Raw genomic sequence first — 13,260 nt, forward strand, 5'->3', positions numbered from 1 at the left:
GCGTCATGACCGCTATCTTGCAAGACGAACCCGGCGCAGACATCGCCCAAGCCCTCGAAGACGGCTGGCTGCCGATCCGCGAAGTGGCGCGCCAGACCGGCGTCAACGCCGTGACCCTGCGCGCCTGGGAACGCCGTTATGGCCTGATCGTGCCCCAGCGCACGCCCAAGGGCCATCGGCTGTTCAATGCCGACCATGTCCAACGCATCCACACCATCCTCACCTGGCTCAATCGCGGCGTACCGGTCAGCCAGGTCAAAGGCCTGATCGATTCCGCCCAAGCCCTTCCCGATGCCGTCGAGAACGAATGGCAAGCCTTGCGCCAGAACCTGGTGCAGGCCGTCAGCGAGCTGGCCGAACGCCGGGTGGACGATGTGTTTAACCAGGCGATGGCGCTGTACCCGCCGCGCACCCTGTGCGAGCAATTGCTGCTGCCGTTGCTGCAGGAGCTGGAACAGCGCTGGCAAGGCCAGTTTGGCGCACAGATGGAGCGGGTGTTTTTCCTGTCCTGGCTGCGCAGCAAGTTCGGTGCACGCATCTACCACAACAACCGGCAGTTGCACGGCGCGCCGCTGCTGCTGGTCAACCACTCCGACCTGCCCCTGGAGCCGCACCTGTGGCTCAGCGCCTGGCTGGCCAGCAGCGCCGATTGCCCGGTGGAGGTCTTCGACTGGCCGTTGCCCACCGGCGAGCTGGCCCTGGCGGCGGAACACCTGCAACCGCGTGCCGTGCTCCTGTATTCGAGCAAGGCCCTGCAATTGCCGGCACTGAGCAAACTGCTGGCTGGCGTCAATTGCGCAAAACTGCTCGTCGGCCCCACGGTCTGCATCCACCAGGCCGAGCTGGCTGTATTAACCCAAGACATTGCGCAATTGTTCGTGGCCGAAGACCCGTTGTCGGCCCAACAGCTCCTGCTCCAGCGTGGACTTATCTAAATGCACTTGATCTGGCTGCGCACCGACTTGCGCCTTCACGACAACACCGCCCTGGCCGCGGCCTGCCAGCGAGGCCCGGTGGCGGCCGTGTACCTGGTCACGCCCGAGCAATGGCTGGCCCATGACGATGCACCCTGCAAAGTGGATTTCTGGCTGCGCAACCTGCAGCACTTGAGCCAGGCCCTGGGCACCCTGAACATTCCCTTGCTGATCCGCCATGCCGCTGACTGGGATCAGGTTCCCGCCGTGTTGAGTCAACTGTGCCGGGAACTGGCCGTAGAGTCGGTGCACGTCAACGAGGAATACGGCATCCATGAAAGCCGTCGCGATGCAGCTGTCGCTGAGACGCTGGAAGCCGGCGGCGTGACGTTCCATAGTTACCTGGACCAACTGCTTTTCCAACCGGGCAGCGTGCTGACCAAGACCGGCACCTACTTCCAGGTGTTCAGCCAGTTCCGCAAGGTCTGCTACGCGCGCCTGCACAGCGCCCTGCCACGTCGGGTCGTAACGCCCAAGGCCCAAGCCGCGCTCACGCTCAAGAGCGATCCGATTCCCGAACAGGTCGACGGCTTCGAACCGCCCAGCGACACCTTGCGCGCCCTCTGGCCCGCCGGCGAAGACGAAGCCCGCCGCCGCCTCGACGCCTTTGCCGACCAGCAGATCAGCTACTACAAAGACGAACGGGATTTTCCGGCCAAGCCCGGCACCAGCCAGCTCTCCGCCTACCTGGCCGCCGGCGTGGTTTCGCCGCGCCAATGCCTGCACGCCGCCCTGCAAACCAACCAGGGCGAGTTCGAAAGCGGCGACATCGGCGCCATCACCTGGATCAACGAGTTGCTATGGCGTGAGTTCTACAAGCACATTCTGGTCGGTTACCCACGGGTCTCCCGTCACCGCGCTTTCCGCCCCGAGACCGAAGCCCTGGCCTGGCGTGATGCGCCCGAGGACCTCGCCGCCTGGCAACAGGCGCGCACCGGCCTGCCGATCATCGATGCCGCCATGCGCCAGTTGCTGGAAACCGGCTGGATGCATAACCGCCTGCGCATGGTAGTGGCGATGTTCCTGACCAAGAACCTGTTGATCGACTGGCGCGAAGGCGAGCGCTTCTTCATGCGCCACCTGATCGACGGTGACCTCGCCGCCAACAACGGCGGCTGGCAATGGAGTTCATCCACCGGCACCGATTCGGCGCCGTATTTCCGGATTTTCAGCCCGCTGAGCCAGTCGGAAAAATTCGACGGCGACGGCGTGTTTATCAAGCGCTGGCTGCCGGAGCTGGCCACGCTGAACAAGAAGGAAGTGCACAACCCGCAAGCGCTCGGCGGCCTGTTTGGCGTGGCGGATTACCCGCGCTCGATTGTCGACCTGAAAAAATCCCGCGAACGCGCCCTCGCAGCCTTTCGCAACCTGCCTTCACGCCAGGAGGTCGCCGAACATGAGTGACTTCCTGCGCCGCTTCGCCCAGGCCTTTGCCTCGCTGGACAAGCACAATCTGCAGCTGCTCGACAGCCTCTACAGCCAGGACATCGCGTTCACTGACCCACTGCATGAAGTCCATGGACTGACCGCGCTGCACACGTATTTCGCCGAGTTGTACAGCAACGTCAGCCAGCTGCGCTTCGACTTCCATGGTTTCGACCAGGTGGCCGAAGGCGAAGGCTACCTGCGCTGGAACATGAGTTTCTGCCACCCGCGCCTGGGCAAGGGCAAGGTCATCTACGTGGAAGGCTGCTCGCACCTGATGTGGCGTGACAAGGTGTATCGCCACCGCGATTACTTCGATGCGGGCGCGCTGTTGTACGAACACCTTCCCGTGCTGGGCGGGGTCGTCAGTTGGTTGAAAAGGAGAGTGGGATGAACGCACTGCCGCCCCGTCGTTATTGGCTGACCGGTGCCAGCAGTGGCATCGGTGCTGCGCTGGCCGTGGAGCTGCTCAACAGCGGCGCCCACGTGGCCCTCAGTTCACGCACCAAAGGCCCGCTGGAAGCGCTCGCCCAACGTTACCCCGGCCAGGTGCTGGTGGTGGCCGGCGACCTGACCAACAGCCAGACCGTGCGCGAGATCGGTGAGCACATCGGCGCGGCCTGGGGTTCGGTCGACACCGTCATCCTCAACGCCGGCACCTGTGAATATGTCGACGCCAGGCAATTCGATTCTTCGATTATCGAACACGTGGTGCGCACCAACCTGCTGGCCAGCAGTTACTGCATTGAAGCGGCGCTGCCATTGTTGCGCGCCGGGCGCACACCACACCTAGTGGGCGTCGCCAGCGCCGTGACCTACCTGCCGATGCCACGGGCCGAGGCGTATGGCGCGTCCAAGGCCGGGCTGCGCTACCTGTTCGAATCCCTGCGCATCAGCCTGTCGACCGAAAACATTGATGTCACGGTGATCAGCCCGGGCTTCGTCGACACCCCACTCACCGAGCGCAATGACTTCCCCATGCCCCTGAGCTGGCCAGCCGACAAGGCCGCGCGGCATATCTTCGCCAAGCTGGAAAAACGCCCGCTGGAGATCGCCTTCCCAGCGCTGTTTATCGCCACGCTGTGGCCGCTGTCGAAACTGCCGAACCGCGCGCAATTGATCATCGGCAAACGCATGTTGCGCAGCCCGCCACCGAAAAAGGACGACCTGTGAAGATCGCCATTATCGGCAGCGGTATCGCCGGCCTGACCAGTGCCTACCTGCTCAGCCGCCGCCACGACATCACCCTGTTCGAAGCCGGCGACCGTATCGGCGGGCATACCCACACGGTCAACGTCACTGTCGAAGGCAAAGCCTATGCCGTGGACACCGGCTTCATCGTGTTCAACGACTGGACCTACCCCAACTTCATCCGCTTGCTGGGGCAGATCGGCGTGACCTTCAAACCCACCGAGATGAGCTTTTCGGTGTGCGACCAGGGCAGCGGCTTCGAGTACAACGGCAACAACCTCAACAGCCTGTTTGCCCAGCGCCGCAATATCCTCTCGCCAGGCTTCTGGGGCATGTTGCGCGACATCCTGCGCTTCAATCGCCAGGCCCCGCTGGACCTGCAAGAACAGCGCATCAGCGCCGGGATGACCTTGGGTGACTACCTCGAAGCCGGGGGCTACGGGCCACGGTTTATCCGGCATTACATCGTACCGATGGGCGCGGCGATCTGGTCGATGTCCCTGGCGGACATGCTGGATTTCCCGTTGCAGTTCTTTGTGCGTTTCTTCAAGAACCACGGTTTGCTCTCGGTGAACAACCGGCCGCAGTGGTGCGTGATCGAGGGTGGCTCCAGCCGTTATATCGAACCGCTGACCCGCAGCTTTCGCGAGCAGATCCGCCTCGACTGCCCGGTGCATCTGGTCGAGCGTGACGCAGAGGGCGTAATCATTTACAGCGCCGCCGGCACCGAAGCCTTCGACAAGGTGGTGTTCGCCTGCCACAGCGACCAGGCACTGGCCCTGCTCGGCGACCCGAGCCAGGCCGAGCGGGAGATCCTCGGCGCCCTGCCCTACGCCGACAATGACGTGGTGCTGCACACCGACACGCGGCTGCTGCCCGAGCGCAAACTGGCCTGGGCCAGCTGGAACTACCGGCTGAGCGGCGACACGCAGACCCAGGCCGCGGTCACCTATGACATGAACATCCTGCAAGGCATCGACAGCGCCACCACCTTTTGCGTCAGCCTCAACCAGACGTCGATGATCAACCCGCTGAAGATCCTCGCGCGCTATACCTACGCCCACCCGCAATACAGCCTGGCCGCCGTGGCCGCACAAGCGCGTTGGAAGGAGCTGAACGGCACACGCCATACCTGGTACTGCGGCGCCTATTGGGCCAACGGCTTCCATGAAGACGGCGTCGTCAGCGCCCTGCGCGTAGCCGAAGCCTTCGGGGAAAGCCTGTGAACAGCGCCCTGTACAGCGGCTGGATCGCCCATCGGCGGTTTGCACCCAAGGCCCACGCCTTTCGCTACCGCATCGGCCTGCTGTACCTGGACTTAAGCGAACAAGACCAAGTGCTCGGGCTGTCGCCCCTGGCCGGCGCAAGCCGACTGGCGCCCTTCGGTTTTCGCCAGCAGGACTACCTGCGTGAATTTACGCGCCACGGCATGCCCTTGAGCGATGCCGTGCGCCAGGAAGTCGGCAAGGCCCTGGGGCATACACCCCTGGGCGTTATCTGCCTGCTGACCCAGGCTCGCAGTTGGGGCCTGGCTTTTAATCCGGTGAGTTTCTTCTACTGCTTCGAGGCCGATGGGCAACTGGCCGCGATCCTGTGCGAAGTGACCAACACCCCATGGCGCGAGCGCTATCACTACGTGCTGCCGGCCCAGGCCCTCGGTGCGCAGGAGCACCAGCACTTCGCCGTGGCCAAGGCGTTTCACGTGTCGCCGTTTTTGCCGCGCGACCTGGAATACCGCATGAGCTTCAGCCCGCCCGCCACCAGGCTCGGCGTGCACATGGCCGATTGGCAGGGCGAGGTGAAAGTCTTCGACGCCACCTTGAGCCTGCACAGGGAAACGCTGAACCGCGCCAGCCTGCACCGTTACCTGTGGCGCTTTCCGTGGATGACCGCCAAGACCTGCCTGGCCATTTATTGGCAGGCCCTGCGCCTGTTGCTCAAGCGCACACCGATTTTTCCCCATCAGGCCGCCGACGGCGCCTCTCACACAGCTGTCGGGTACACCAAGGATCGACGCCATGAAATCCCCTAGCTTATCGGTCAAGACCCACCGCCTGAACGTCAACGGCATGACCAGTGCGTTGCTGCGCAAGGGCGTGCTGCGCCAACTCAGCCAACTGCGCCATGGCCAGTTGGTGGTGATCGAGGACGGCGAGCGCCAGGTATTCGGCGCACGGGAAGCGCACCTGCTGGGGGAAATCCAGATCCTCGATTCGGCGGTATGGGGGCTGGTGGCGGCCAACGGTTCCATCGGCGCCGGCGAAGCGTTTATCCATGGGTATTGGAGCAGCCCGGACCTGACCGCAGTGGTGCGGGTGATGGTGAGTAACCTGGACGTGCTCGACGCGATGGAGGGTGGCCTGGCGAGACTGGCGCGGCCGTTGACCCAAGGCCTGCACTGGCTCAACCGCAACACGCGCAAGGGCTCGCAGAAAAACATCGCCGCCCACTACGACCTCGGCAATGAGCTGTTCGCAGAGTTCCTCGACCCGACCATGATGTATTCGGCCGCGCAGTTCCTGACACCCGACGACAGCCTGGAACAGGCGCAACTGAACAAACTGCAACGCATCTGCCAGAAGCTCGCGCTCAAACCCACCGATCATCTGCTGGAAATCGGCACCGGCTGGGGCAGCATGGCGCTGTATGCGGCGCAGCAGTACGGCTGCAAGGTCACCACCACGACCTTGTCCAAAGAGCAGTTCGCCTACACCGAAAAACGCGTCGCGGCCCTGGGCTTGCAAGACCAGGTCACGTTGTTGCTGCAGGACTACCGCGACCTGACCGGCGAGTACGACAAGTTGGTGTCCATCGAAATGATCGAAGCGGTGGGCCATCGCTTCCTGCCGACCTACTTCAAGCAGTGCGCGCACCTGCTCAAGCGTGATGGCCTGATGTTGCTGCAAGCCATCACCATCCGTGAGCAACGCTTTGAGCAGGCGAAGAACAGCGTCGACTTTATCCAGCGCTATATCTTCCCCGGCGGCGCCCTGCCCAGTGTGCAGAACATGCTGCATATCGTCAGCCGCGACACCGACATGAACCTGCTGCACATGGAGGACTTCGGCCTGCACTACGCGCGAACCCTGCGCCTGTGGCACGAGAACTTTCGCCACGCCCACGGCCGCCTGACGGAGTTGGGCTACGACGAATATTTCCTGCGGTTGTGGGAGTTCTACCTGTGCTACTGCGAGGGCGGCTTTATGGAACGCACTATTGGCACGGCGCAATTGCTGTTGGCCAAACCGTCGGCCATCAACCCTCCGTTGCTCGGGCGCTTCAGTGCTTAAACCACTGGCCAATGCCGTGCTGTTCCAGTGCGGGTGGTTTGCCTGCGTACTCGGTGGCGACAGCCCTTGGTTGCTGGTGGGACTGGCGGTGCTGGCAATCCACCTGCTGTGGATAAGTTCGTGGGCCACCGACGGCGCGCTGATTATCCGCGTGACGCTGCTGGGCACGGTACTGGATACGTTGCTGCGCAGCCTGGGGGTGTTTCACTTCAGCGAGCCCGGACCGCTGATTCCCTTTTGGCTGATCCTGCTGTGGGCGGTACTGGCCACCACCCTGCGCCATTGCCTGGCCTGGAGTGCACGGCCCTGGTGGCGTGCGGCCGCATTGGGGGCGATCGGCGGGCCGTTGTCGTATTACGCCGGCAGCCAGTTGGCGGGCGTGCATTTTGGCTACCCACTGTTACCCACCATGACGGGGCTGGCGCTGCTCTGGACGGTGGTGTTCGTCGGACTGCACCGGCTGGCGCGCTGACGCCTGTCAGACCTTTCACACCTGCGTCACCCGCTTGCCTTACACTGCGCGCCTATGACCAACATCCCCCACATTCAAATCACCGAACCCGCCGTCACCTGCTCGACCTGCGCGGCCTGCTGCTGCCAGCTGGAAGTGATGCTGATCACCGACACCGGCGTGCCGGAGCGCTATATCGACACTGACGATTGGGGCGGTGAAGTGATGCTGCGCCTGGACGACGGCTGGTGCGCGGCACTGGATCGGGACACGATGATGTGCACGATCTACGAGCGTCGGCCGCTGATCTGTAGGGAGTTCGAGATGGGTGCACCGGAGTGCCTGACCGAACGCGAAGGCATCGCCACGGCATACCGCTGATCTGAAGGCTGATGACGATCAAAATGTGGGAGGGGGCTTGCCCCCTCCCACACTGTCTTGCAGCGTTCCTGGGAATTACAGCGGCATGGTGTAGTGCAGCGAGTAGCTTTCTACACCATCGTTATTGCTGCTGATCCCGGCATTGGAGTAATGCGTGGCGCGAATGCCGACTTCATGCCCACCGGTGAAGCGCAGGCCAAAGCCCAGGCGGTCTTCGAACTGGAAAGCCTGGCCGATGTTGTTGTCTTCCAGCTTGGTACGGGAAAACACTGCCACGCCAATCCCGGCTTCGATGTAGGGCTTGACCGACTGGCCGGCAAACTCATACACAAATACCGGCGAGAACGACAGGCTGCTGGCGCCTGCACGGTCATCACCCTCCCAGTAGGTATAGGCGCCGCTCCAATAGCCGGTCAGGCGACCGACGTCACTCTGCATCCAGCTTTTATCCCAATCCGAGGTCAGGCCCAGTCGATAGGTCAACGTCGAATCGCTGGTGCTGCCCACCCCAAACTCCAGGCCTGCAGCCTGGGCCGAAACAGAGTGTCCCACCACTACGGCCGCAATCGCGGCCAAACAGAACAAGCGCTTCATAAGAAACAGTCCTTTGAAAACGAAGTTGTATGATTTTTTACAGGCCATCTCGCTATAGAAGCTGACGCACACTCAGAAGTTCAGCGACATTTCACGAAATTTTCACGACCCGAAGCTTCGCACAACTGCAGAATGTTTCCATAGTGTCGGTAGGATATTTCTTAGGTGATACACATCGCCACTGGTCCAGAACTGTGCAGGCTCAGGATCGCCGAGGGCCAGCAGGTCGCGTTCGCCGAGCAAACGCATGAGCTGACGCGCGACAGCAGCGCCGGTGTCGATGAGGATGATGCTGGCGGGCAGCATCTGCGCCAGCAGCGGCTTGAGGAAGGGATAGTGGGTACAGCCGAGGATGATGGTGTCACAGCCGGCGCTGAGCAGCGGATCGATATAGCCCTGCAACAACTGACGTAGGGCCGGGCTGTCCAGATCACCGGTCTCAATCAGCTCCACCAGGCCCGGGCACGGCTGGGTGATCACCCGCACATCGGTGGCAAACCGATCGAGCAACGCGGCGAACTTGGCGCTTTGCAGGGTACCGGTAGTGGCGAGCACCCCGACCACGCCACTGCGCGTGGCCGCCGCGGCGGGTTTGACCGCAGGCTCCATGCCCACCAGGGGCCAATCGGGGTAGTCCTGGCGCAAATCCGCGACGGCCGCCACGGTTGCGGTGTTGCAGGCGATCACAAAAGCCTTGGCGCCCTGCTCGCGGAAAAATTCGGCGACAGACCGCGAACGCTCAAGAATGAACGCCGGGGTTTTCTCGCCGTAGGGGATATGCCCGCAATCGGCCACGTACAACAGGGACTCATGGGGCAGCAATTGCTGAATCTCAGCCAGCACCGACAAGCCGCCGACGCCGGAATCGAACACACCGATTGGCGCGTCCTTACCCATGTTGCGTCCCGCAGACACTGCAAGCGGGATCACGCTTGACCCGCAGTTCGCGAAAACGTGTGGTCAACGCATCGATCAGCAACAAGCGACCTACCAGCGGCTCGCCGAAACCCGCCAGCAGTTTCAGGGCCTCCAGGGCTTGCAGGCTACCGACCAGGCCCACCAGTGGGCCTACCACGCCCGCTTCGCTGCAGGTCAGTTCAGTGTCGCTGCCGTGCCCGTATAAACAGTGATAGCAGGGGCTTTCGGCACGACGTGGATCGAACACCGACAGTTGCCCTTCAAGGCGAATCGCCGCGCCGCTGATCAATGGCCTGGCCGCCGCCACGCAGGCGGCATTGACGGCCTCGCGGGTGGAGAAGTTGTCGCTGCAATCGAGCACTACGTCCACACCCGCCACCGCCGCCGCCAAGGTATCGACATCCAGCGCGATGGGGTGGGCGACCAATGTGATTTCGGGGTTGAGGGCGCTCAGGCGGCGCATGGCCGAATCGACCTTGGCCTGCCCGACGCTGTCGGTGTCATGGATGATCTGGCGTTGCAGATTGGTGAGATCGACGGTGTCGAAATCCGCCAGGTGCAATTCACCAACCCCCGCGGCGGCCAGGTACATCGCCACCGGGGCACCCAGGCCACCGAGGCCGACGATCAACGCACGGCCGTTTTTCAGGCGCAATTGGCCGTCGATATCGACATGCTGCAACAGAATCTGTCGGCTGTAGCGCAACAGCTCCTGATCGGTCAGCACGGCCGGCGTCCCAGGGAGATACGTTCGTGACCGCCAAGGTCGATGCGGCTGTGCACCTGCTCGAAGCCTTGGCTCAGCAACAGGTCGCGCACCGCGCCAGCCTGGTCGTAACCGTGCTCCAGCAGCAGCCAACCCGCCGCGTTCAGATGGGCCGGGGCCTGGGCGATGATCAACCGCAGGTCATCCAGGCCATCATGGCCCGCCACCAAGGCGCTGGCCGGCTCGAAACGCACATCGCCCGCCACCAGGTGCGGATCGTTGGCGGCGATGTAGGGCGGGTTGCTGATGATCAGGTCGTAGGCGTGGCCTGCCAGGGCGCTGAACCAATGGCTGTTGAGCACCGTGGCGTTATGGAGGTGCAGACGCTGGCGATTGCGTTCGGCCAGCGCCACGGCTTCCAGCACGCGGTCGACGGCCGTGACGTGCCAGGCCGGACGCTCGCTGGCCAGGGCCAGGGCGATGGCGCCGCTGCCGGTGCCGAGGTCGAGGACCTTGACCGGTGTGGCCGGTAACAATTCCAGGGCCGCTTCTACCAGCAGTTCGGTGTCCGGACGCGGGATCAGCGTGTGGGGCGCGACCTCCAGGTCCAGCTTCCAGAAACCTTGCTGACCGAGGATATAGGCCACCGGCTCGCCGGCGCGGCGGCGTTGCAGGTAGCCGGCAAACACCAGGGCGTGTTCGCTGCTGACGATTTTTTCCGGCCAGGTGTGCAGGTAGCTGCGGGACTTGCCCAAGGCCGCCGCCAGCAATAACTCGGCATCCAGGCGCGCCGTGGGCGAGTCGGGCAGGTCGGCGGCGCGCAACAGGCTGGCGATAATGGTCATTTATTCACCTATCGCCGCCAGCTGATCGGCCTGGTATTCGGCGAGCAATGGCTCGATCACCGCATCCACGCCACCGGCGAGAATCTCGTCCAGGGAGTAAAGGGTGAGGTTGACCCGGTGGTCGGTGACCCGGCCCTGGGCAAAGTTGTAGGTACGGATGCGCTCGGAGCGGTCGCCCGAGCCCACCAGCAATTTGCGCTCGCTGGCAATCGCGTTGGCGGCAGCGCTGGTCTGCTGGTCATTGAGCTTGGCCGAGAGCCAGGACATGGCCCGTGCACGGTTCTTATGCTGGGAACGTTCTTCCTGGCACTCCACCACGATGCCCGACGGCAAGTGGGTGATACGAATCGCCGAATCCGTCTTGTTGACGTGCTGGCCACCGGCGCCCGACGAGCGGTAGGTATCGACCCGCAGGTCGGCCGGGTTGATCTCGATGGCTTCCTGCTCGTCCGGCTCGGGCAACACGGCCACGGTGCAGGCCGAGGTGTGGATGCGACCTTGGGATTCCGTCGCGGGAACCCGCTGCACACGATGGGCACCGGACTCGAACTTCAGCTTGCCATAGACATTGTCGCCTTCGACCCGCGCGATGACTTCTTTATAGCCGCCGTGCTCACCTTCGTTCTCGGACAGGATCTCGACCCGCCAACCGCGACGCTCGGCATAACGCGAATACATGCGGAACAGGTCGCCGGAGAAAATCGCCGCTTCATCACCGCCGGTACCGGCACGGATTTCAAGGAACACATTGCGCCCGTCGTTGGGGTCCTTGGGCAGCAGCATGCGCTGCAGGTCGCCTTCCAACTCGGCCAACTTTTCCTTGGCCTCGCGGACTTCTTCCACGGCCATTTCACGCATATCCGGGTCGCTGTCCTTGAGCAACGCCTGGGCGCCTTCAAGGTCGGCCTGCACTTTGGTGAGATTTTTGTACGTGGCCACAATGGGCTCAACTTCGGCGTATTCCTTGGAATAGGCGCGGAACTTGGTTTGATCGGAAATGACTTCGCCGTCGCCGAGCAAGGCGGTCAGTTCTTCGAAACGGTCCTGGAGCACGTCCAGTTTATTGAGCAGTGACGCTTTCATTGCGATTTTTTATCCGAAGAGCTGGGCGCGCCCTCACCGAGGGCAAAGAGTTCCTGGGCCATGGCCAGCGCATCGAGGCGGCCTTCGGCAGTCAGTTTTTTTAATTGTACGCTGGGCGCATGCAGCAACTTGTTGGTCAGGCCGCGGGCCAGTTGCATCAGCACTTCCTCGGCACTGCTGCCGTTGGCGAGCAGGCGCTGGGCCTTGATCAACTCTTCATCACGCAGGCGTTCGCCCTGCTGACGATACGCCTTGAGCACGTCCACCGCCGCCAGCTCACGCAGGCGCACCATGAACTCTTCGGCACCGACGCTGACCATCTCTTCAGCCGCCTGGGCAGCGCCCTGGCGACTCTTGAGGTTTTCGGCGACCACTTCATGGAGATCGTCGACGCTGTAGAGGTAAACGTCGTCCAACTCGCCGACTTCGGGCTCGATATCCCGGGGAACGGCAATGTCGACCATGAAGATCGGCTTGTGCTTGCGCAGTTTCAGTGCGCTTTCCACCGCGCCCTTGCCGAGGATCGGTAGCTGGCTGGCGGTGGAGCTGATGACGATATCGCTGCGCACCAGTTCGGCCGGGATGTCCGACAGCAGCACCGCATGGGCGCCGAACTGCTCGGCGAGAATGCTGGCGCGCTCCAGGGTACGGTTGGCGACCACGATACGCTTCACGCCCAGGTCATGCAGGTGGCGGGCAACCAGGGTGATGGTCTCACCGGCGCCGATCAACAGCGCCTGGCTGCGCTGCAGGTCGCTGAAAATCTGCTTGGCCAGGCTGACGGCGGCAAACGCCACGGACACCGGGTTTTCACCGATGGCGGTGTCGGTGCGCACCTGCTTGGCGGAATTGAAGGTGGCCTGGAACAGACGGCCCAGCAGCGGACCGACGGTGCCGGCCTCGCGCGCCACGGCGTAGGCGGATTTCATCTGGCCCAGGATCTGCGGCTCGCCCAACACCAGCGAATCGAGGCCGGATGCCACGCGCATCATGTGACGAACTGCCGCATCGTCTTCGTGCACATAGGCGCTCGCGCGCAGGTCTTCGAGGCTCAAATGGTGATAATCGGCCAGCCAGCGCAGTACCACATCCGCCGAGAGATGTTCCTGCTCTATATAAAGCTCACTGCGATTGCAGGTCGAAAGGATCGCAGCTTCGCGGCTGTCGGTGAGACGGCAGAGCTGCTGCAAGGCCTCAACCAACTGCTCTGGCGTAAACGCCACGCGCTCGCGCACGTCTACGGAAGCAGTCTTGTGGTTAATACCGAGTGCGAGGAAGGCCATTCAATATCGCTGATGATGTCGGGAAGCCGACAATTGTCCTACTTCGAAAGATTCAGAACAACCACCGTCGTCTATTGTCCTAATGCCTTGTGTCTATAAAGGCATCAACTGAGACTCGG

Annotated in this window: 15 protein-coding genes; 9 read left to right on the forward strand and 6 right to left on the reverse strand. The window is 62.7% G+C overall.

Annotation, left to right across the window (positions count from 1 at the left end; translation table 11 throughout):
• Window positions 1-5 precede the first annotated feature (5 nt).
• Genes BM416_RS18910 through BM416_RS18950 form a run of 9 tightly spaced genes read left to right on the forward strand, consistent with a single transcriptional unit; the run spans window position 6 to window position 7,712 of the window.
• Window positions 6-935: a MerR family transcriptional regulator gene (locus BM416_RS18910; RefSeq protein ID WP_092489023.1), complete on the forward strand. Its 930-nt coding sequence runs from the start codon at window positions 6-8 to the stop codon at window positions 933-935.
• Window positions 936-2,378 carry a deoxyribodipyrimidine photo-lyase gene (phrB, locus tag BM416_RS18915; RefSeq protein ID WP_092489024.1) on the forward strand — a complete coding sequence of 481 codons (1,443 nt, stop codon included), beginning with the start codon at window positions 936-938 and terminating at the stop codon, window positions 2,376-2,378.
• Window positions 2,371-2,793: a nuclear transport factor 2 family protein gene (locus BM416_RS18920; protein ID WP_092489025.1), complete on the forward strand. Its 423-nt coding sequence runs from the start codon at window positions 2,371-2,373 to the stop codon at window positions 2,791-2,793. Before phrB ends, BM416_RS18920 begins: the two co-directional genes overlap by 8 nt.
• Entirely contained in the window at window positions 2,790-3,572 is a 783-nt protein-coding gene (locus BM416_RS18925) for an SDR family NAD(P)-dependent oxidoreductase (RefSeq protein ID WP_092489026.1), read from the forward strand. The genes BM416_RS18920 and BM416_RS18925 overlap by 4 nt, the downstream gene beginning before the upstream one ends.
• A complete protein-coding gene (locus tag BM416_RS18930; protein ID WP_092489027.1) occupies window positions 3,569-4,816 on the forward strand; it encodes an NAD(P)/FAD-dependent oxidoreductase in 1,248 nt (415 codons plus the stop codon). Before BM416_RS18925 ends, BM416_RS18930 begins: the two co-directional genes overlap by 4 nt.
• Window positions 4,813-5,622 carry a DUF1365 domain-containing protein gene (locus BM416_RS18935; RefSeq protein ID WP_092489028.1) on the forward strand — a complete coding sequence of 270 codons (810 nt, stop codon included), beginning with the start codon at window positions 4,813-4,815 and terminating at the stop codon, window positions 5,620-5,622. Before BM416_RS18930 ends, BM416_RS18935 begins: the two co-directional genes overlap by 4 nt.
• A complete protein-coding gene (locus BM416_RS18940; RefSeq protein ID WP_092489029.1) occupies window positions 5,609-6,880 on the forward strand; it encodes an SAM-dependent methyltransferase in 1,272 nt (423 codons plus the stop codon). The genes BM416_RS18935 and BM416_RS18940 overlap by 14 nt, the downstream gene beginning before the upstream one ends.
• Entirely contained in the window at window positions 6,873-7,352 is a 480-nt protein-coding gene (locus BM416_RS18945; RefSeq protein WP_092489030.1) for a DUF2878 domain-containing protein, read from the forward strand. The genes BM416_RS18940 and BM416_RS18945 overlap by 8 nt, the downstream gene beginning before the upstream one ends.
• Window positions 7,353-7,406: 54 nt before the next feature.
• Window positions 7,407-7,712 (forward strand): YkgJ family cysteine cluster protein, encoded by a 306-nt coding sequence (locus tag BM416_RS18950; protein ID WP_027606879.1) that lies wholly within the window; start codon window positions 7,407-7,409, stop codon window positions 7,710-7,712.
• A gap of 75 nt (window positions 7,713-7,787) precedes the next feature.
• Here the strand turns inward: BM416_RS18950 and BM416_RS18955 are convergent, their stop codons facing one another.
• From BM416_RS18955 to hemA, 6 genes are all read right to left on the reverse strand, one after another.
• Entirely contained in the window at window positions 7,788-8,306 is a 519-nt protein-coding gene (locus BM416_RS18955) for an acyloxyacyl hydrolase (protein ID WP_027606880.1), read from the reverse strand.
• Between the two features lie 102 nt (window positions 8,307-8,408).
• The gene (murI, locus tag BM416_RS18960; protein ID WP_092489031.1) at window positions 8,409-9,203 is read right to left on the reverse strand and encodes a glutamate racemase; all 795 of its coding nucleotides are present in this window, start codon (window positions 9,201-9,203) and stop codon (window positions 8,409-8,411) included.
• A complete protein-coding gene (locus BM416_RS18965; RefSeq protein WP_092489032.1) occupies window positions 9,196-9,951 on the reverse strand; it encodes a molybdopterin-synthase adenylyltransferase MoeB in 756 nt (251 codons plus the stop codon). Before BM416_RS18965 ends, murI begins: the two co-directional genes overlap by 8 nt.
• Window positions 9,945-10,775, reverse strand: coding sequence for a peptide chain release factor N(5)-glutamine methyltransferase (gene prmC, locus BM416_RS18970; protein ID WP_092489033.1), 831 nt, complete (start codon window positions 10,773-10,775; stop codon window positions 9,945-9,947). The genes BM416_RS18965 and prmC overlap by 7 nt, the downstream gene beginning before the upstream one ends.
• Window positions 10,776-11,858, reverse strand: a complete 1,083-nt coding sequence (gene prfA, locus BM416_RS18975; RefSeq protein ID WP_027606884.1) for a peptide chain release factor 1 — start codon at window positions 11,856-11,858, stop codon at window positions 10,776-10,778. It lies immediately after the preceding gene.
• Entirely contained in the window at window positions 11,855-13,141 is a 1,287-nt protein-coding gene (gene hemA / locus BM416_RS18980) for a glutamyl-tRNA reductase (protein WP_053131843.1), read from the reverse strand. The genes prfA and hemA overlap by 4 nt, the downstream gene beginning before the upstream one ends.
• Window positions 13,142-13,260 lie beyond the last annotated feature (119 nt).

It is taken from the genome of Pseudomonas sp. NFACC42-2 (assembly GCF_900116055.1).
Classification (GTDB): Bacteria; Pseudomonadota; Gammaproteobacteria; order Pseudomonadales; family Pseudomonadaceae; genus Aquipseudomonas; species Aquipseudomonas marginalis.

Coding starts and splice junctions, on each gene's coding strand:
- BM416_RS18920 (WP_092489025.1), top strand. CDS start 2,371: ATGAGTGACTTCCTGCGCCGCTTCGCCCAGGCCTTTGCCTCGCTGGAC.
- BM416_RS18925 (WP_092489026.1), top strand. CDS start 2,790: ATGAACGCACTGCCGCCCCGTCGTTATTGGCTGACCGGTGCCAGCAGT.
- BM416_RS18950 (WP_027606879.1), top strand. CDS start 7,407: ATGACCAACATCCCCCACATTCAAATCACCGAACCCGCCGTCACCTGC.
- prfA (WP_027606884.1), bottom strand. CDS start 11,858: ATGAAAGCGTCACTGCTCAATAAACTGGACGTGCTCCAGGACCGTTTC.
- BM416_RS18910 (WP_092489023.1), top strand. CDS start 6: ATGACCGCTATCTTGCAAGACGAACCCGGCGCAGACATCGCCCAAGCC.
- prmC (WP_092489033.1), bottom strand. CDS start 10,775: ATGACCATTATCGCCAGCCTGTTGCGCGCCGCCGACCTGCCCGACTCG.
- phrB (WP_092489024.1), top strand. CDS start 936: ATGCACTTGATCTGGCTGCGCACCGACTTGCGCCTTCACGACAACACC.
- BM416_RS18940 (WP_092489029.1), top strand. CDS start 5,609: ATGAAATCCCCTAGCTTATCGGTCAAGACCCACCGCCTGAACGTCAAC.
- hemA (WP_053131843.1), bottom strand. CDS start 13,141: ATGGCCTTCCTCGCACTCGGTATTAACCACAAGACTGCTTCCGTAGAC.
- BM416_RS18955 (WP_027606880.1), bottom strand. CDS start 8,306: ATGAAGCGCTTGTTCTGTTTGGCCGCGATTGCGGCCGTAGTGGTGGGA.
- murI (WP_092489031.1), bottom strand. CDS start 9,203: ATGGGTAAGGACGCGCCAATCGGTGTGTTCGATTCCGGCGTCGGCGGC.